General features: G+C 69.7%; 20 protein-coding genes. 13 read left to right on the top strand and 7 right to left on the bottom strand.

Going from position 1 to position 18,579, the window contains the following annotated elements:
* Nucleotides 1-15: 15 nt before the first annotated feature.
* The 6 genes from mnmE to hemE form a co-directional block, all read right to left on the bottom strand.
* Entirely contained in the window at nt 16-1,338 is a 1,323-nt protein-coding gene (mnmE, locus tag ACW172_RS07175) for a tRNA uridine-5-carboxymethylaminomethyl(34) synthesis GTPase MnmE (protein ID WP_492034493.1), read from the bottom strand.
* A gap of 139 nt (nt 1,339-1,477) precedes the next feature.
* Nucleotides 1,478-1,711: a DUF6489 family protein gene (locus tag ACW172_RS07170; RefSeq protein ID WP_492034492.1), complete on the bottom strand. Its 234-nt coding sequence runs from the start codon at nt 1,709-1,711 to the stop codon at nt 1,478-1,480.
* 92 nt (nt 1,712-1,803) lie between these two features.
* Nucleotides 1,804-3,234, bottom strand: coding sequence for a transcription termination factor Rho (gene rho / locus ACW172_RS07165; RefSeq protein WP_492034491.1), 1,431 nt, complete (start codon nt 3,232-3,234; stop codon nt 1,804-1,806).
* A 271-nt stretch (nt 3,235-3,505) separates the two neighbouring features.
* A complete protein-coding gene (locus ACW172_RS07160; protein ID WP_492034490.1) occupies nt 3,506-3,973 on the bottom strand; it encodes a CopD family protein in 468 nt (155 codons plus the stop codon).
* The gene (gene hemH / locus ACW172_RS07155) at nt 3,970-5,055 is read right to left on the bottom strand and encodes a ferrochelatase (protein WP_492034489.1); all 1,086 of its coding nucleotides are present in this window, start codon (nt 5,053-5,055) and stop codon (nt 3,970-3,972) included. Before hemH ends, ACW172_RS07160 begins: the two co-directional genes overlap by 4 nt.
* A complete protein-coding gene (gene hemE / locus ACW172_RS07150) occupies nt 5,055-6,101 on the bottom strand; it encodes a uroporphyrinogen decarboxylase (protein WP_492034488.1) in 1,047 nt (348 codons plus the stop codon). Before hemE ends, hemH begins: the two co-directional genes overlap by 1 nt.
* 494 nt (nt 6,102-6,595) lie before the next feature.
* Here hemE and ACW172_RS07145 point away from each other — a divergent pair, with 494 nt between their 5' ends.
* Genes ACW172_RS07145 through dnaQ form a run of 5 tightly spaced genes read left to right on the top strand, consistent with a single transcriptional unit; the run spans nt 6,596 to nt 10,315 of the window.
* A complete protein-coding gene (locus ACW172_RS07145) occupies nt 6,596-7,492 on the top strand; it encodes a pyruvate, water dikinase regulatory protein (protein WP_492034487.1) in 897 nt (298 codons plus the stop codon).
* Entirely contained in the window at nt 7,492-8,088 is a 597-nt protein-coding gene (locus ACW172_RS07140) for a Maf family protein (RefSeq protein ID WP_492034486.1), read from the top strand. The genes ACW172_RS07145 and ACW172_RS07140 overlap by 1 nt, the downstream gene beginning before the upstream one ends.
* Entirely contained in the window at nt 8,085-8,912 is an 828-nt protein-coding gene (locus ACW172_RS07135) for a shikimate dehydrogenase family protein (RefSeq protein WP_492034485.1), read from the top strand. Before ACW172_RS07140 ends, ACW172_RS07135 begins: the two co-directional genes overlap by 4 nt.
* Entirely contained in the window at nt 8,909-9,520 is a 612-nt protein-coding gene (coaE, locus tag ACW172_RS07130; RefSeq protein WP_492034484.1) for a dephospho-CoA kinase, read from the top strand. The genes ACW172_RS07135 and coaE overlap by 4 nt, the downstream gene beginning before the upstream one ends.
* A gap of 57 nt (nt 9,521-9,577) precedes the next feature.
* Nucleotides 9,578-10,315: a DNA polymerase III subunit epsilon gene (dnaQ, locus tag ACW172_RS07125; RefSeq protein WP_492034483.1), complete on the top strand. Its 738-nt coding sequence runs from the start codon at nt 9,578-9,580 to the stop codon at nt 10,313-10,315.
* A 33-nt stretch (nt 10,316-10,348) separates the two neighbouring features.
* Here the strand turns inward: dnaQ and secB are convergent, their stop codons facing one another.
* Complete coding sequence (secB, locus tag ACW172_RS07120; RefSeq protein ID WP_492034482.1) at nt 10,349-10,858, bottom strand: protein-export chaperone SecB; 510 nt, start codon at nt 10,856-10,858, stop codon at nt 10,349-10,351.
* Between the two features lie 232 nt (nt 10,859-11,090).
* Here secB and timA point away from each other — a divergent pair, with 232 nt between their 5' ends.
* The 8 genes from timA to ACW172_RS07080 all read left to right on the top strand — a co-directional run bounded on the left by timA (nt 11,091) and on the right by ACW172_RS07080 (nt 18,524).
* Nucleotides 11,091-11,726, top strand: a complete 636-nt coding sequence (timA, locus tag ACW172_RS07115) for a TIM44-related membrane protein TimA (protein ID WP_492034481.1) — start codon at nt 11,091-11,093, stop codon at nt 11,724-11,726.
* Nucleotides 11,726-12,910, top strand: a complete 1,185-nt coding sequence (locus ACW172_RS07110) for an MltA domain-containing protein (RefSeq protein ID WP_492034480.1) — start codon at nt 11,726-11,728, stop codon at nt 12,908-12,910. Before timA ends, ACW172_RS07110 begins: the two co-directional genes overlap by 1 nt.
* Before the next feature lie 67 nt (nt 12,911-12,977).
* Nucleotides 12,978-13,754, top strand: a complete 777-nt coding sequence (locus ACW172_RS07105; RefSeq protein WP_492034479.1) for a DUF1223 domain-containing protein — start codon at nt 12,978-12,980, stop codon at nt 13,752-13,754.
* A gap of 139 nt (nt 13,755-13,893) precedes the next feature.
* Nucleotides 13,894-14,562, top strand: a complete 669-nt coding sequence (locus tag ACW172_RS07100) for a hypothetical protein (RefSeq protein ID WP_492034478.1) — start codon at nt 13,894-13,896, stop codon at nt 14,560-14,562.
* 46 nt (nt 14,563-14,608) lie between these two features.
* Complete coding sequence (locus ACW172_RS07095) at nt 14,609-16,309, top strand: CHAT domain-containing protein (RefSeq protein ID WP_492034477.1); 1,701 nt, start codon at nt 14,609-14,611, stop codon at nt 16,307-16,309.
* A gap of 56 nt (nt 16,310-16,365) precedes the next feature.
* Entirely contained in the window at nt 16,366-17,253 is an 888-nt protein-coding gene (gene rsmI / locus ACW172_RS07090) for a 16S rRNA (cytidine(1402)-2'-O)-methyltransferase (protein ID WP_492034476.1), read from the top strand.
* The gene (locus ACW172_RS07085; protein WP_492034475.1) at nt 17,250-17,675 is read left to right on the top strand and encodes a YraN family protein; all 426 of its coding nucleotides are present in this window, start codon (nt 17,250-17,252) and stop codon (nt 17,673-17,675) included. Before rsmI ends, ACW172_RS07085 begins: the two co-directional genes overlap by 4 nt.
* A 33-nt stretch (nt 17,676-17,708) precedes the next feature.
* Nucleotides 17,709-18,524, top strand: a complete 816-nt coding sequence (locus ACW172_RS07080) for a SirB1 family protein (RefSeq protein WP_492034474.1) — start codon at nt 17,709-17,711, stop codon at nt 18,522-18,524.
* Nucleotides 18,525-18,579: the final 55 nt, after the last annotated feature.

Here is an 18,579-nt window from a genome sequence, read left to right as displayed (position 1 = left end):
TGGAACAGACCGCCCTCACTTTCCGATACAGAAGGTCGAAAACACCTCCCCGAGAACATCCTCGACGCCGATGGCGCCGGTGACCCGGGCCAGGGCCTCTGCTGCGCGGCGCAGATCGTCCCCCGCCATCTCGGGGGCCCGGTCGAGTGCGGCGCGTCCGGCCTCGACGGCGGACAGGGCTTCGGTCAGACGGCGCCGGTGTCTTTCACGTGTAACGGCGGGGAAGTCTGCGCCTGAGAGATCGCGGGCGAGCCGGGCGGCGATCCAGTCGTGCAGGGCGCCGAGCCCCTGCCCGCTCGCCGTGCTGACCTTCAGAACGTGTTCGGCGCAGACCGAGGCCGCGCCCAGATCGGCCTTGGTCAGAACCACCAGATCGTCGGACCGGGCGAAGTCGGCGGCGACGCCGTCGGGGTCTCCGGGGCCCCGGACCCACAGACGCAGGTCGGCCTCGGCGGCGCGGGCGCGGGCCCGGCGAACGCCCTCGGCCTCGACGGGATCCTCGCTGTCGCGCAACCCGGCTGTATCCGACAAGGTCACGGCATAGCCGCCGATGACCAGTTCGGCGTCGAGGACGTCGCGGGTCGTGCCCGCGATGGGGGTGACGATCGCCGCCTCACGCTCGACCAGGGCGTTGAACAGGGACGACTTGCCGGCGTTGGTCTCGCCGATCAGGACGATCCGATAGCCCTCGCGCACCCGCCTGCCCCTGTCGGCGTCGGCAAGTGCGGCCCTCAGGTCGGAGGCCAGACCCTCGAGCACCGGCCCCGCGGTGCGGGCCAGATTGTCGGGGACGTCCTCATCCGGAAAATCGATCTCGGCCTCAACGAGGGCCAGCGCCTTGAGCAGGTCACGGCGGAAGCCGGCATAGGTCTGGCTGAGGGCGCCGTCGAGTTGACCGAGGGCCTGACCGGCCTGGGCCGTGGTCTCGGCGTCGATCAAATCGGCGACCGCCTCGGCCTGCGCCAGATCCATCCGGCCGTTCTCGAAGGCGCGCCGGGTGAACTCGCCCGGTTCGGCGGGGCGCAGGCCGAGCGTGATCAGGGCTTGGGACGCCGCCTCGACCACGGCGCGACCGCCATGAAGGTGGAGCTCGGCGCAGTCCTCGCCGGTGTAGGAGTTCGGCCCCGGGAAGCGGAGGACGAGGGCCTGATCGATGACGGCGCCGACGTGGGTCAATGTCCGGAGAGAGGCCAGACGGGCTTTTAGCCCCCCGGCGCCGAGGGCGGTCAGGGCGGCGTCGGTCCCGGGACCGGACAGGCGGAGGATGGCGATGGCCCCGCGACCCGGAGGGGTGGCGAGGGCGAAGATGGTGTGGGTGGTCACACGTCTCCTCCCCATGAAATGGGGAGGGGGACCGCAAAGCGGTGGAGGGGTTCTGGCGGCATCGAATCTGTGTGGGGCGAAGAACCCCCTCCGTCTCTTCGCTACGCTCCGAGCCACCTCCCCATCGCAGAGCGATGGGGAGGAGACGACTGGGTCACTTCGTCGACGTCGTCGCGGCTTCCATCAGGCGGCGGAACTGGTCCTGGGCGGTCAGGCCGAAGCTGGTCCAGGACTTCATCAGCTCTTCCGGCTGCATGGCCGAGACGTTGGCGTCCATCCGCTTCTTCATCTCCTCGACCAGATGATCGTTGAGCGAAGTGACGTCCGGGAGGCCCAGAAAGGCCCGGGCCTCGGCGGGCTCGCACTCGATGTTGATGGTGACCTTCATCGTCTCGCTCCGTTTTCACACCGACGTTCGGGCCGATGTTTCACGTGAAACTACGTAGTGCCTGGCCATACCGGCCAAACACTGATCGTCGATCAGGTGTTCATCGACTGGAAGAAGTCGCCGTTGTTCTTGGACTGGCGCAGCTTATCGAGCAGGAATTCGATGGCGTCCTGCGGACCCATGGGGTTCAGGATGCGACGCAGGACGTAGGTCTTGGTCAGCTGTTCCTTCGGCGTGATCAGCTCTTCCTTGCGGGTGCCGGACTTGAGCACGTCGATGGCCGGGAAGATGCGCTTGTCGGCGACCTTGCGGTCCAGGACGATTTCCGAGTTACCGGTGCCCTTGAACTCTTCGAAGATCACCTCGTCCATGCGCGAGCCGGTGTCGATCAGGGCCGTGGCGATGATGGTCAGGGAGCCGCCCTGTTCCACATTCCGCGCCGCGCCGAAGAAGCGCTTGGGCCGCTGCAGGGCGTTGGCGTCGACACCGCCGGTCAGGACCTTGCCCGACGACGGGACGGTGGCGTTGTAGGCGCGGCCCAGACGGGTGACCGAGTCGAGCAGGATGACGACGTCGCGCTTGTGCTCGACCAGGCGCTTGGCCTTTTCGATGACCATCTCGGCGACGGCGACGTGGCGGCTGGCCGGCTCGTCGAAGGTCGAGGCCACGACCTCGCCCTTCACGGTGCGCTGCATGTCGGTGACTTCTTCCGGACGTTCGTCGATCAGCAGGACGATGAGGAAGACCTCGGGGTGGTTCTTCTCGATCGACTTGGCGATGTTCTGAAGCATGACCGTCTTACCCACGCGCGGCGGGGCGACGATCAGGCAGCGCTGGCCCTTGCCGAGCGGGGCCACGATATCGATGACCCGGCCAGAACGGTCCTTCAGGGTCGGGTCCTGGATTTCCATGTGCAGCCGCTCGTCGGGATAGAGCGGGGTCAGGTTGTCGAACAGGACCTTGGTCGAGACCGTTTCCGGGCTCTCGAAATTGATGGTGTCGACCTTGAGCAGGGCGAAGTAGCGCTCGCCTTCGCGGGGGCCGCGGACGGCGCCGTGGACGGTGTCGCCGTTGCGCAGGCCGAAGCGGCGGATCTGCGAGGGCGAGACATAGATATCGTCCGGACCCGGAAGGTAATTGGCGCCCGGGCTGCGCAGGAAGCCGAAGCCGTCGGAGAGGATTTCCAGGACCCCGTCGGCGATGATCTCGACTTCCTCGTCGGCCAGGGCCTTGAGGATGGCGAACAGCAGGTCCTGTTTGCGCAGGTTGCCGGCGTTCTCGATCTCGAGCTGTTCGGCGAAGGCGACCAGATCGGCCGGCGTCTTGTCGTTGAGCTCCTGCAGGGTGATGCGGCCGGAGGGGACGACGGCTTCGCCCTCCTCCTCGTCCTCCGCCTCGGCGGCCTCGATGGCGCTCTGGGCGGCGGCGATCTCTTCGGGAGTCGCCTCGGTGTTTTCGGGGGTCAACGCCTCGAGCGCTTCGGCTTCGGGGGCGGTGGGGTCAGTGTCGCGTACGTCAGTCATGTCAGGATAGCACCCGGCCTCGCGCCCGGACGCCGTGAGAGCGCGGGACGAAGAGGCGTTGGAAAAGTCTGGCCCAGAGGCCGGAGGGATTTGCGACGGGCTCCGGCGGGTCGAACCGGCCGGCGTCGCGAAGAGAGAGGGACCGTGGGCGGACTGCGCCTCGCGGTTCACCGGCAGCGAAACCACGGATCGGGGGGCGAGGTCAAGCCGCAGGAGAAACAGACGGGCTCGTGCTCAAGCAGCGAGGCTCCGCGAGCCGAGCGATAGCGCCCTACGAAAATGTCCACTCCGTCGTCACCGACAGGACCATGATGATGGCCAGGACGAAGGGGATCTCATTGGTCATGCGCCAGAACTTCGCCGTGCGGACCGAGGTCCCGGCGGCGATGCGCTTGCGTTCGGCCGACAGATAGCCGTGCCAGCCGTAGAGCAGGACCACGCCGACCAGCTTTGTGATCATCCACGGCTGGGCCAGGAAGCCGGCGCCGCGCATCTGGATGTCGAGATGGATCAGCCAGGCGCCGAAGACGAAGACGAGGATGGAGGCCGGATTGAGGATGATCTTCATCAACCGTCCTTGCCAGGTTCGCAGCAGGGCCTGCATCTCGGACTTCAGCGGCTCGGGCTTGCTGGCCTGCTCGGCGTCATAGGCGAACAGGCGCGGCAGGAAGAGCAGGCCGGCCATCCAGGCGATGACCGCGAGGATGTGGAGGCCGCGGGCGAGATCGTACGGGTTCATGCGGCTCTCTCCTGATGTTGGCCAGAACTCTGGAACGGACAGGCCTTCCACGCCACCTTGCAGCCCGGACCATAGGGCGCGACGCCGGTGCGGCCCAACGCCCCGACCACAGCGTCGGACAGCATGGCGATGAAGGGCTCCGACAGGCTGACCGTCGGGGTGCGGATCCAGGGCGCGACGCCAAGGGTCTCCGCCAGATGGAGGTATTCGATGTCGAGTTCGACCAGGGTCTCGATGTGTTCGGAGACGAAGGCGACCGGGACGACCACGGCGCCGACCCCGTCGCGGCCGCACTCGGCGACGGCCTCGGGCGTCGAGGGGCCCAGCCATTTCATCGGCCCGACGCGGCTCTGGTAGCAGATGCGGTGATCGACCGGGCCCCGTGCCCCGACTTCGAGCCGGGCGACGATGGCGGCGACCGTGGCCTCGACCTGCTCCTGATAGGGATCGCCCTGTTTGACCAGCTTCTCGGGAATGCCGTGGGCGGAGAAGAGGAGACGCACCGGTCTGTCGCCGGCCTCGGTCAGGGCGGCGCGGACGCTGTCGGCCTGGGCCGCGATCCAGCCGTCGCCTTGCGGATAGCAGCAGACGGCGCGCGAACGGCCCGACCCGGCATAGGTCTGGTTCCACGCCTTGAGCGACGAGGCCGTCGTCGTGGTGGAGAACTGGGGATAGAGCGGCAGCAGAACGACTTCGTCCGGACCGAAGGCGGCGACGTCGGTCGCGGTCTCCTCGGTCAAGGGATGCCAGTAGCGCATGGCGATGAAAGTCTGGACCTCGTCGCCCGGCAGGGCCGAGGCCAGAACCGCCTCCAGCGCCGAGGCCTGACGGCGGGTTTCGGGCAGCAGGGGCGAACCGCCGCCCGCGTCCATCATCGCATAGTTGGCCTGGGCGGAGGTCTCGCGTCGCGAGGAGATCAGCTTCGCCACCCGCCCGCGTAGAAAGCCCGGCAGGCCGATGATGGCGGGGTCATTGAACAGGTTGAACAGGAAAGGCTTGACCGAGGCGGCGTCGTCCGGCCCGCCCAGATTGAACAGCACCACCGCGATGCGACGGCCTCCGGTCCCCTGCCCGCTCGCCATTACCGGGCGCCGATCCGTTTCAGGACCTGTTCGACATGGGCCATGGGCACGTCGGGCAGGATGCCGTGGCCGAGGTTGAAGATCCACGGACCGTCGCCCCACGCTTCCAGAAGCTGATCGACGCGGGCGTCCAGCGCCTTGCCCCCGGCGCGCAGCAGCAGGGGGTCGAGCGCCCCCTGGATCGGCTTGATCTTCTGCACCCTCTGCCCGACCACGAGCGGACAGGCGGTGTCGAGCGCGACGGCCTGAACCTCGACCTCGGCCGCATAGCGTTCGGCGTGGATGGCGGACCCGCGCGGGAAGCCGATCAGGGGAACCGTCACCCCCAGCTCACGCGTCCGGGCGACCAGGGCCTGATGGGGTTTGAGCACCAGCCGTTCAAACAGGTCGTCGGGGAGCCCTTCGGCCCAGCTCTCGAAGATCTTGAGGACCTGGGCGCCGGCATTGGCCTGCATGACGAAATAGCGGGCGGTGGCCTCGACCAGAACCGCCAGCAGGGCATCGACCGTCTCCGGATCCTCATAGGCGTATTTGCGCGCCGTGGCCCGCTCGCCCTTGCCGATCGTGTTGTGATGACCGTCCAGCATATAGGTGGCGACGGTCCAGGGGGCGCCGCCGAAACCGATCAGGGCCCGCTCGGGCTCCAGCCCCTCGCGGACCAGGGACAGCGTCTGGCCGATCGAGGCCAGATGTTCGCCCGCGCCCTCGGCCAGCTCGGCCATGCGGCCCACCGGCGGCATCTCGCCGAGCCGCGGCCCCTCCCCGGTCTCGAACCAGACGTCCTGACCGAGCGCCCGGGGGATGAGCAGGATATCGGCGAAGACGATGGCCGCGTCGAAGCCGAAGCGCTTCATCGGCTGCAGGGTCGCCTCGGCCGCCATCTCCGGGTTCAGGCAGAAGGCGATGAAGTCCGGGGCCTCGGCGCGCAGAGCCCGGTATTCCGGCAGATAACGCCCGGCCTGACGCATGAACCAGACCGGAGGCCGGCTGGTGGTCTGGCCCGAGAGGACCTGAAGGAGGAGAGGCTCGGCGGAGGACGTCGTCATGACCTTGCTCCTACGGGGAGCCCGTCTGTCTCTCAAGAGCCCGGTTTGTCCAAGGGGTCACAGACCCTCCCCCTATTCTGATCAAGAATAAGAAAAAGATTGGAAGAAGGTGGTTGGGCGCGGGACGGCGGGGATCATTTGAAAGTCGCTCCGTGAACGGAAGGCGAACCTCCACGGGCGGTTCGGGACGGTTCGGAGGCCCGCGAAAAGGCTGTCGAAACCGGGGATAAGTCTTAACGAACCCTTAACGCGCGGGGCTTTGAGCGGGGCTGCGCCTGGGCATGACCGCAGGGCGCCGTTTACGACTTGTTAACCTTATCCCCGTCCGGGCGGTGGAAGGCCGATCGCCTTGGGAAAGATCCGTCTCCGGAGCGTGGAATCCTCCCGTCTGTCCCCGCTCGCGCCCGGCGAGGCGCCCCGCTATAGAGATCGGCGCCCAGACCGACGGTCGCGGCGCCCGGAAAGCCAACCGGGTCTTCCACAGGAATCCGTTGATGCCTCCCACCGGAATGACGCCCAATACGCCTCCCGGAAAGCCGGCCGGTCCCATGCGGCTGGCGACCTATTTCCATGTCCATCTGGTCTCGGATTCGACCGGCGAGACCCTGAACGCCATGGCCAAGGCGGTGACGGCCCGGTTCGAGGGCGTCATCCCGATCGAGCACATCTATGCGCTGGTCCGCTCCGAGAAACAGATGGAGCGGGTGCTGGAAGAGATCACCATGGCCCCGGGGGTGGTGCTGCACACCCTTGTCGACCGCGATCTGCGCGCCCAGCTGGAGGAAGGCTGCCGCGCCGCCGACATGCCCCAGATCGGGGCGCTGGATCCACTGGTCGGGGCCCTGTCCCGCTATCTGGGCGCGGCCCTGTCGACCCGGGTCGGGGCGCAGCACGCGCTGGACCACGAATATTTCAACAGGATCAGCGCCCTGGACTACGCCATGGCCCATGATGACGGTCAGGGCACCGCCGAGCAGCTGGAGGGCGCCGATGTCGTGCTCTGTGGCGTGAGCCGGACGTCCAAGACCCCGACCTGTATCTATCTGGCCCACCGCGGCATTCGCGCGGCCAATGTGCCCCTGGTGCCGGGACAGGAGGACGGGGAGCGTCTGGTGGGCTTGAAGAACCCGCTGGTCATCGGCCTGACCGTCTCGCCCGACCGTCTGATCCAGATCCGCCGCAACCGTCTGGACGGGCTGAACGCCGACCACGGCTCGGCCTATGTGGATCATGATCTGGTCCGCGAGGAGACGGTCAAGGCGCGCCGGGCGTTCGAGCGCCGCGGCTGGCCGACCATCGACGTGACCCGCCGCTCGGTCGAGGAGACGGCGGCCGCCATCGTCAATCTGTTGAGCGAGAAGCGCACCCGCCGCATCGGAGCCGCCTGGTAATGAGCGACGAACGATTGATTCTGGCGTCGCGCAGCGCCGCGCGTCGGGCCATGCTGACGGATGCGGGCGTGACCTTCGGGCTGGAGGACGCCGGCGTCGACGAGGACGCGATCAAGGTCGCCATGAAGGACGCGGGCGCCGCCGAACTGGCCGTCGAACTGGCCTGCGCCAAGGCTCTGGCCGTGTCGCGCCGCGATCCGGACGTCTGGGTTCTGGGCGCCGACCAGACCCTGGCCTTCGACGGGGGCCTGATCTCCAAGGCGAAGTCGCTCGACGAGGCGAAGGCGCGGCTGAAGTCCATGCGCGGCAAGGCGCACCAGCTGCACTCGGGCGCGGCCCTCGCCACCAGGGGACAGGTCGTCTGGTCGGGCGTGGACACGGTGCAGATGAAGATGCGTGACTTCTCCGACGCCTTCCTCGACGCCTATCTGGCCGCCGAGGGGACTGAACTGCTGGCCTGCGTCGGCTCCTACCGGCTTGAGGGGTTGGGCTCGCAGCTGTTCGAGGCGGTGGAGGGCGACTATTTCACCGTCCTGGGCCTGCCGTTGTGGCCGGTCCTGGCCGAACTGCGCCGCGCCGGAGTGATCGCCTCGTGAGTCAGACTATCTCCGGCGCCGCGAAGGTCGGCGGCATCGCCGGCCATCCGATCGGCCATTCCCTGAGCCCGGTCATCCACAACGCCTGGATCGCCGCCGCCGGCATGGACGCCGCCTATGTTCCCTTCGCCCCCGCCGATGAGGCCGGGTTCGCGGCGCTCGTCGCCGCAGGCCGGGCGGGCCTCTTGATGGGGATCAATGTCACCGCCCCGTTCAAGGAACAGGCCTTCGCCCTGGCCGACAGCGCGAGTGACGCCGCCAGGGGGTCCGGCTCGGCCAATGTGCTGGTCTTCCGCGATGGTCGGGTCGCCTGCGACAGCACCGACGGCTTCGGCATGATGTGGGCGATTTCCGATCAGGCGCCGGGCCTGACGGTGAAGGACCAGCCGGTGGTCATCCTCGGCGCCGGGGGCGCGGCCCGGGCGGCGGCGGGGACCCTGATCGCCGAGGGGGCGCGGGTGCGGATCCTGAACCGATCGCGCGACCGGGCCGAGGCCCTGGCCGCCGATCTGGGGCCGTCGGTCACGGTTGTGGATGAAGCGGACGCCTTCGCTGGCGCGGTTCTGGTCATCAATGCGCTCAGCATCAGGCCGACGCTGGATCTGGCGCGGCTGGAGGACCAGACGGCGGTGATGGACATGACCTATCGCCCCGTGGACACCGAATTCCTGCTCGCGGCGCGCGCCCGGGGCCTGAGGACCGTCGACGGTCTGGGGATGTTGATCGGCCAGGCGGGACCGTCGTTCCGGGCCATCTTCGGCGTCGAACCCCCTGCCCTGCCCATTCGGCCCCTGCTGCTGGCGGCGATCGAGGCGCAAAAGTGATCCTGCTGGGCCTGACCGGCTCCATCGGCATGGGCAAGTCGACGACGGCGCAGATGTTCGCCGACGAGGGCGCCGTGGTCTGGAACGCCGACGAGGCCGTGCACAAACTCTATGCGCCGGGCGGGCCCGCGGTCGGGCCGGTCGGCGAGGCCTTCCCCGGCGTGGTCGTCGACGGCGCCGTGGACCGGACCCGGCTGGCCGAGGCTTTGGGCCGTGACGACGCCGCCTTCAAACGGCTGGAGGCCATCGTCCATCCCCTCGTCGCCGCAGGCCGGGCGGGCGAACTGGCAGAGGCGGCCGGGCGCGGGGTCAAGTTGGCCGTGCTGGACATTCCCCTGCTGTACGAAGGCGGCGGCCAGAAGAGCTTTCATGCGGTGGTGGTGGTCACGGCGGCCCCCGAGGTTCAGGCCGAACGGGTCCTGGCCCGCCCCGGCATGACCCGCGAACGCTTCGAGGCCATTGTGGAGCGTCAGGTCCCCGACGCCGAAAAACGCCGGCTGGCCGACTTCATCGTCGAGACCGACCGGGGGCTGGAGGCGGCGCGGGAGCAGGTGAAGGCCATCGTGGCGACGGTGCTGGATCCGGACTGGGTTTCTCCCCAGCGCTGACCGCGCCTGACTTTCGTGCCCCTTTCGCCGGGACTCGAAGCACGCCATTTATCCGGCATGGCCCGCGAAATCGTCCTCGATACTGAAACCACCGGCTTCGACCCGCGCACGGGCGACCGGCTGATCGAGGTCGGCTGTATCGAGATCATGGACCTGCTGCCGACGGGCCGGACCTTCCACCGCTACTGCAATCCCGAGCGGCTGATCCCCGAGGACGCGATCCGGGTGCACGGCATCACCGACGAGAAGGTCAAGGACGCGCCGAAATTCGCCGAGATCGTCGCAGACCTGATCGAATTCATCGGCGACGCCCCGGTCATCGCCCACAACGCCCAGTTCGACCGCAACTTCATCGACCATGAGTACGGTCGTTGCGGTTCGCCCCTGCTGCCGGCGGACCGCTGGATCGACACCCTGCAGCTGGCCCAGAAGCGCTGGCCGGGCATGCCCAACTCGCTGGACGCCCTGTGCAAACGCTACAAGGTGTCGCTGGCCGACCGCTCGTTCCACGGGGCCCTGATCGACGCCCGTCTGCTGGCCGAGGTCTATCTGGAGCTGCGCGGCGGCAAGGAGCGGGTGCTGGACCTGACCAGCCGCAAGGGCGCCGAACAGGCCGCCGCCTTCGCCGCCGCGGGCGGTCACGGCGCCCGGCCCCGACCGCTCGCTCCGCGCTCGACGCCGGCCGAGCATGAGGCCCACCTCGCCTTCCTGACCGCGACCCTGAAGGACCGGTCCCTGTGGCAGGGCTACGGCGTGACCGTGGAAGCCGACATGGAAAAGGCGTCCGCCGGCTGACGGACGCCTTCCAGGGTCTTCGATTTCAGACGTTTAGGCCTGGCCGGCGCCCGCGTCGGCGTTGGCGGCCATCTGCTGCTGGCGGGCCATGTAGATGGCCACGAAGTCGATCGGGTCCATCATGAAGGGCGGATAGAAGCCGCCGTCCGCCGTGGCGCGCGAAATGATCTCGCGAGCATAGGGGAAGAGGTAGCGCGGGCATTCGATCAGCAGCAGGGGCTCGATGTCGGCCGGGGCGACATTGTTCAGCTGGAACAGGCCGCCGTAGACCAGTTCGACGTTGAACACGGTCAGGGCGTCGGTCGAGGCCTTGACCGACAGGCGCATGTCGACCTCGAACAGGCCGTCGGGGCGGCCCTGGGCGTTCAGTTCGACGCCCATGTCGATGCCGGGCTTGCCTTCAATACGCAGGCTGTCGGGGGCCTTGGGGTTTTCGAACGACAGATCGCGGACGTACTGGGCCAGGATGCGGAAGCCGCCGTTCGGCGGGGCGCCGTCCTGGGTTTGCGGGGTGTCGGCGGCGGTGGTCGTGACGTCGGTCATGGGCGATAGGGGCCGTGAATGGAGTGAACCCGACCGCCGCGTGCGACCGGGTGAAGGCGGGGCGACTACCACGGCGAACGGTGCTGCGGCAACGGCGCGCGCCTGTCAGGGCGTGTCGGCGGGTGTGTCTCGCCTTGCGCCGCCCTATATGAGACCCTAATCGTCCGTCGCGCGTTCCGTTTGGGCCCTGATTTGGGGGTCGTCGGGACCCGACGTCATTCAGGATAGAATCTTGCCGGTCCAGTTCCAGATCTTGATCTTCGCGGGCATCGCCGCCGTGGTCCTGTTCCAGCTCTATAATGTGCTGGGCAAGCGGGTGGGCCGTCAGCCGCAGGAGGACGCCAAGGCGCCGCTTCCGGCGCCGGTCGAGAGCCCCGCGATCCGCCCGGCCCTGGATGCCCAGACCCTGGCCGCCATCTCGGGCCTGCGCGCCCGCGACCCGCAGTTCGATCCGCAGAAATTCCTCGACGGCGCCCGTCAGGCCTATGAGACCATCGTGCGCGGCTACGCCTCGGGCGACCGCACCGCGCTGAAGCCGCTTCTGGCCCCCGCCGTGATGGAATCCTTCGAGCATGGCATCGCCGCGCGCGAGACCCGGGGCGAGACCGAACAGGTCGAGTTCCTGCACGCGCCGCGCGCCGATCTGGAAAGCGCCACCGCCGAGGGCGACAAGGCCATCGCCAAGGTCCGCTTCCTGTCCGAACTGCGCAGCCAGATCCAGCCGCCGGTCGAGGAGGCCACTCCGGGCGCCCCGGCCGAACCGCGCATCGAGGAACGCCGCACGGCCGAACACTGGACGTTCGAGCGCACCCTGGGCGCCGCCGATCCCAACTGGGTCCTGGCCCGGGTCGAGCCGGCCACCGCCTGATGTTCCTGCAACGACGGTTCGCGGCGGCGGCGCTGGGCCTCGCCGTGTCCGCCGTTCTGGCGAGCTGCGCCTCGACCCCACCGGCCGTACCGAACCGGCCGCCGGTGGTGGCGCCTCCCGTGACGACCCCTGCGCCGCCGACTTCCGATCCCTCTTCGTCGGGCCCTGCGGCCGCCGACAGCCCCGCGCGCCTGACCGGCTGGGACACGGAGGACTTCGTCGCCGCCTTCGACGCCTATTTGAGAACCTGCGGCGTGGCCCGCGATGCGGCCGGCGCGCGCCAGTGCGCCCGGGCCATGGACCTGCAACGCACTTCGCGCCCCGTCACGCCCGCCCTCGCCCGCGCCTTCTTCGAAACCGGCTTCCGGGTGGTTCAGGCCCGGACCGCCGACGGACGCGACGGCCTTCTGACCAGCTATTTCGCCCCCGAATATTCGGCCAGCCACCGTCAGACATCCGAGTTCGACATGCCGGTGCTGGCCAAGCCTCTGGATCTGGAGCGCAGCGCCGCAGGCGTGGTCCAGCGCCGTCCGGACGGTTCGACCGGCCCCTATGCCGACCGCGCGGCCATCGAGGCCGCGGCGGCCGCGGGTTCGCCCTCGGCCCCGGTTCTGGCCTGGATGCGGGCCGAGGACCTGTTCTTCCTGCAGATCCAGGGTTCGGGCTATCTGACCTTCGAGGACGGAACGACGGGCCGCGCCGCCTATGCCGCCGACAACGGCCGCCCCTTCGTCGGCATCGCCCGGCCGATGGAGCAGCAGGGCCTGCTGCCGAGAAACGGCACCTCGGGCGAGGCCATCCGCGCCTGGCTGGCCGCGCATCGGGGCCGTGAGGCGCGGGCGATCACGGCGCTGAACCCGCGCTACATCTTCTTCGATCTCCAGTCCGACGACGGCGGCGATCCGGCCGGGGCGGCGGGCGTGCCCCTGCCCGCGCGGCGGTCGATCGCGGTCGATCCGGCCAGCTGGACCTATGGCGACCTCGTCTGGATCGACGCCGACGGCGGCAATCTGGCTGGCGCCCACACTTCCTACCGCGGACTGGTCATGGCGCTGGACACGGGTTCGGCCATTCGCGGGCCGGTCCGCGCCGACTTCTACATGGGTCGGGGCCAGGCGGCGGGCGCCGAGGCTGGAACCGTCAGGCATCCCTTGCGGATGTGGCGGCTGGTCCCGAAACCCTGAACTCATCACCCGCGCCTCACGCAGATATGAGGGGCGATCCCGGCCGCCGCCCGCTACGGTTCGCGGCATGACACTCAGGGGATGGATGATCGGGGCGGCGATGGCGATCGCCGGGACCGCGACCATGGGGGCGGCCCTCGGGTCGGCCATGGGGTCGTGGGCCCAGCCCGCGCCCTCGCGCAACCATGCCCCGACCAACCGCCGTCCGCCGTCAGAGCCCGTGGTGGTCGAACTGTTCACCGCCCAGGGCTGCCCCGGCTGTCCCGACGCCAATCAGGTGGTCGAGACCATCGCCGACGAGCCGGGGGTCATCGCCCTGACCTATGCCGTGGGCTACTGGGACTACATGGGCTGGCCCGACACCTTCGCCCGGCCCGAGTTCGCCCAGCGTCAGCGCGCCTATCAGACGGCGATGCGGCTGCGCGGCGTCTATACGCCCCAGGTCATCATCGACGGCCGCCGTCAGGTCTCGGGCGCCGAGGCGCCCGCCGTTCAGGCGGCGGTGGACGAGGAGGCGACGCGCCGCATCTTCCCGCCCCAGGTCGAGTTCCGCGAGAGCGGCGACCGCGTCGGCGTCGGTTCGGGCCGGGCGCCCGTCGGCGGGGCCGAGGTCTGGGCCGTGATCTACAAGCCCGGCGCCCAGACCGTGACCGTCAGCGGCGGCGACAACCGCGGCCGGGTGGTGCGCCACGTCAACGTCGTGCGCGATCTACGCAAACTGGGCGACTGGAACGGCCGACCGGTTCTCTATGCTCTTCCGGCCCAGCGCGATCCGGGCGAATCCGTCGCCGTCATGGTCCAGGCCAAGGGCGACCGCCGCATCCTGACCGCCGCCACCCTCTAGAGACGGCGCTTGAATCGACTGGCGTTCGCCTAGTCAGGTTCTGGCAGTTTCCCGAAAACCGTTTACCGTCCAGCCTGTTGTCCGATCGGCTCAGGCGAGGCCGACGGCGATGGGGGACGGAATGCGCGCGCATCGGGGCTTGAGGCGAACTGGACTGGTTTTCGGGGTGCTGCTGGGCGGTGTTTCGGCCGCCTTCTCCGCCGTGTCCCAAACCGCCGACGGGCCTGAAGCCGCCGCCCGCATCACGCCGGAAGCCGACGGGGTGCGCCAGATGGTCACCGCCGCCGAGGTCGCGGCCTGGGGGCGGCGCAATTCGGACGCCGGCGCCCTGATCATGGCCGCCCGACTGCTGGCCGAGGTGCCGGTGCGGCCGGGCGCCGACAGCGAGGCCGGACTGACGCCTTCCCTGACGCCGGACGCCCTGCTGGACGAGGCGGCGGCGCTCGCGGCGGGACGGCAAGGGGTGCTGGACGCCATCGAGCGGCTGCGCGGCGGTACGCGCGGGGTGCAGTCCTCGCCCTTCGGCCGGGGCCCGATCTATCTGGTCCGCCAGATCCGGGCGCGCGAGACCTATGGCTTCGACCTCGAGGCGCGGGGCGGGGAGGTGCTGCGTGTCGCCGCCATCGGCGACGGCGACACCAATATCGACATGTCCGTGCGCGACGCCGAGGGCGCGCTTCTCTGTCAGGACGGCTTCGGCGACCACTATCCGGTCTGCACCGTGGCCCGGGCCCGGTCGGGCAAGATGCGCGTCGACATCGTCAACCGCGGCGCGGTCTGGACCAAGGTCCAGATCCTGAGCAACTGACGGGGCGAAGATGAGGGGGAGGGCAGGGGGTTTTCTGGCGGCGGTGATGCTGGGCCTCGCCGCGCCCGCCTTCGCCCAGACGCCTGTTCCCGCCGACACGCCCGAAGCCCTGCGCGCCGAGGCCTTCGAGGCGGCGCAGTGGGCCATTGCCTCCGACGCCGCCGACGCCCTGGCCAAGGTCTCGGCCCGGTTCGCCCAAGGGGACGACGCGCTCGGCCGGCTCGCCGAGGAGCGCGAGACCCTGATCACCCGCCGCGACGGGCTGGAGCGGACGCTGGAGCAGCTCTATGCCGCCGATGCGCCCGAGGCCCAGGCGCGCCGCGCCGCCACCCGCACCGACTATGAGGCCGTGCTGGCCCGGCTGAAGACCGTCGACGCCGATATCGAAACCCGCTTTCCCGCCTATTCCGAACTGACCAGCCCCCGGGCGCTCAGCGTTTCGGAGGCGCAGGGGCTGCTCAAGGACAATGAGGCCCTGCTGCTGGTGCTGGTCAATCCGGAGGCGACCTATGTCTGGGGCGTGTCGCGCGACCGGATCGCCTGGGCCCGGGCGGCCGATCTCGGCGATGCTGAGATGACCAGGGCGGTCAATGCTCTGCGCGGCGCCCTGACCACCGGCGCCTCGCGCGGCGATCCGACGCTCGATCCTTCCATCTTCGCCGGGCGCCCGGTCGCGGCCTTCGACCGGACGGAGGCCTACAGGCTCTATTCGGACCTGATCAGGCCGGTGGAGGGGGTGTTCGAGGGCAAGACCACCCTGATCACCGTGGTCACCGGCGCCCTGACCACCCTGCCGCTGGCCGTGCTGGCGACCGAGGCCCCGACAGGATCGGACACGGCGCCCGAGGCCCTGTCGACCACCAGCTGGCTGATCGACCGCTATGCCCTGGCGACCCTGCCGTCGGTGTCCAGCCTCAAGGCCCTGCGCTGCTACCTCGTCGCCGATTCGGCCGAGCGCAGCCCGGGGTGTCCGGCGACGGCGGCGGCGCCGGTGCAGACGGCGCCGGTGCAGACGGCGGCGTCCGGCTTTTCGCTGGCGGCCTTCGGGGCGCCGATCCTTCAGGGCGCGCCACAGGACGGATCGCGCGGGGCCCCGCCCGCCGACGGCATTCTCGGCGAGGGCCGGCTGGCTGACGTCGCCAAGCTGAGGGCGCTTCCCTATCTGCCCGGCTCCAAGGCCGAGCTGGATGCGCTCAAGACCCGCTATCCCCGCGCCCTCGTCCGCACCGGGGTCGCGGCGACCGAGACGGCGGTGCGTCAGGGCGATGCGGCGCCCCTGTCGCAGGCTCGCTTTGTGGTCTTCTCCACCCATGGGCTGATGGCCGGGTCGACGGCGGGGGAGCCGGGTCTGGTCCTGACCCCTCCGGCCGAGGCGACCGAGGCCGACGACGGCTATCTGAGCGCCTCGGAGGCCGCCCAGCTGAGACTGCACGCCGAGTTCGTGGTCCTGTCGGCCTGCAATACGGCCGCCTCCGACGGGCGACCGGGCGGGGAGGGGTTGTCCGGTCTGGCCCGGGCCTTCTTCTATGCCGGGGCGCGGTCGGTGCTGGTGTCCCACTGGGAGGTCTCGGACACGGCGACCACCGAACTGATCTCCGACACCTTCGCGGCGCTGGACCGGCCCGGCGCCGACGTCGGCGACCGCGCCCGGGCCCTGCAGAGCGCCATGCGCAGCGTCCGCGCCGATCGCCGCTGGACCCATCCCGCCTATTGGGCCGCCTTCACCCTGGTGGGCGAGCCGGGTTAGGCCCGCGTCTTCGCGAAGGTTGTGATCCGGGCCGCCCGCTGGCACGGTCCCGCGCCATGACTGAATCCGCCCAGCCTTCCGGCCTGTTCCCCCCGACCGCTCCGCCGTCGCGCCGCGTCACGCCCGGCCTCTATCTGGTGGCGACGCCCATCGGGAACCTGAGGGACATCACGCTTCGGGCGCTCGACGTTCTCGCCGCCGCCGACATCGTCCTGGCCGAGGACACCCGCGTCACCGCCAAACTGCTGTCCGCCTTCGGCCTGAAGGCGAAGCTGGAACGCTGCGACGACCACGCCTCGGCCCGCGCCGCCGAGATCGCCGTCGAGCGGGTGCGCGAGGGCAGGGTGGTGGCCCTGGTCTCGGACGCCGGGACGCCGGTCATTTCCGATCCCGGCTTCGTGGTGGCGCGGGCCTTCATCGCCGCCGACCTGCCGGTGCATCCGATCCCGGGCGCCTCAAGCCTGCTGGCGGCCCTGTGCATCGCCGGCCAACCGTCGGACCGCTTCCTGTTCGCGGGCTTCCCGCCGCCCAAGTCGGCCGCGCGCAAGACCTTCCTGTCGGAGTTGAAGCAGGGCCGGCAGACGCTCGTCCTGTTCGAGAGCGGGCCGAGGCTGGCCGCGAGCCTCGCCGACATGGCCGAGGTGCTGGGGCCCCGCCCCGCCGCCGTGACCCGCGAACTGACCAAACTCTATGAGGAGGCGATCCGCGGGACCCTGGCCGAACTGGCCGTCGACCCGCGCTGCGACGCCCCGAAAGGCGAGATCGTCATCGTCATCGGCCCCGGGGCGGTCGAGGCCGCCTCGGCCGCCGACGTCGACGCGGCCCTGACCGAGGCCCTGGCCCGGCTGCCGACCGGAGAGGCGGCCTCGGAGGTCGCCGGCGTGCTGGATCTGCCGCGCAAGACGCTCTACCGCCGGGCGCTGGAGCTTCAGGGCAAGGGATGAAACCCCCCGGCCGCCTGAAAGCGCCGAAAGTCGCGGCCCGTCCCAAGGCGGCGTGGCGGCAGGCGCTGGGCGGCAAGGCGTTCAAACAGGGCCACGCCTCGGAATGGACGGCCGCCGTCTGGCTGATGCTCAAGGGCTACCAGATCCTCGGCTTTCGCCTGAAGGGCCGGGGAGGGGAGATCGACATCCTCGCCCGCCGGGGCCGGGTGCTGGCCGTGGTCGAGGTCAAACGCCGCGCGACCATGGCGGCGGCGCTGGTCGCCCTGACCCCCGAACAGCATCAGAGGCTGGTCGCGGCGGGCAAGGCGGTGTTGCACGGACGACCCAGCTTGGCCGGACATGAACTCAGAATCGATATTGTGGCGCTGGCTCCCGGACGATTTCCGCGCCATGTTTCCGCCATAAGTTTTCCCGGGCCCTGAATTCCCGTTGGAAAATCCGGTTGGGGAGCAGTTGTGACACGCGAGGAGGCGGAAGCCATCCTGATCGAAGCCGGTCAGGCCGACGACGACGCCTTCCCCCTCCTGGAGGCGGCGATCGCCTGCGCCATCCACGACTATCCGTTCCGCGACACCGATCCGGTGCGCACCCTGGCCCGCAACGCCGCCGAGCGGCTGGGCGAGAGGATGGACCGCGAAAGCCCCGACGACGCCCTGACCGAGACCATGGCCGCCGACCTGAGGCTGAACGGCGACCTGCTCCACTATGACGACCCGGCCAATACCGATGTGATCGACGTCGCCGAGCGTCGGCGCGGCCTGTCGGCGGCCCTGGCCGTCTTCTATCTCGACGCCGCCAAGCGGGCGGGGCTGGAGGCGCAAGGCGTCGACTTTCCCAACCATTTCCTGCTGCGCGTTGAGACCCCGGCCGGGCCGGTGGCGCTGGATCCGTTCAGCCAGGGCCGGATCGTCCTGCCGTCGGAGCTCAGCCGCCGGGCCCTGCGCGCCGGGCTGACGCCGCACATCGCCGACCGGCTGGACCTGCTGATGGCCCCGGTGACCGACCGTCAGGCCCTGATCCGGCTGCAGAACGTCCTGTTCAGCCGCGCCATCAAGGCCGAGGACTTCCAGGGCGCCGAACGCTCGGCCATGCGCCGCGCCCTGCTGGATCCCGAAGATCACCGCGCCTGGCTGGACGTCGCCGCCGCACGCGAGAAACAGGGCGCCCTGAACGGCGCGCTCGAAGCCCTGCACCGCGCCCGCGTCGTGGGCGGGCAGGACATGGTCGTCCAGACCGCCAGCTTCGACCGGCTGAGGATGCGGCTGAACTAGGGTCGCCCTTGCGCCGACGGGCCTCGCCGCCCATTACCCAAGCTTCCAGCCGCGC

It is taken from the genome of Brevundimonas sp. ALps5 (assembly GCF_058681645.1).
Note: the sequence above shows the minus strand (reverse complement) of the source record. Positions and strands in the feature narration are given on the sequence as shown.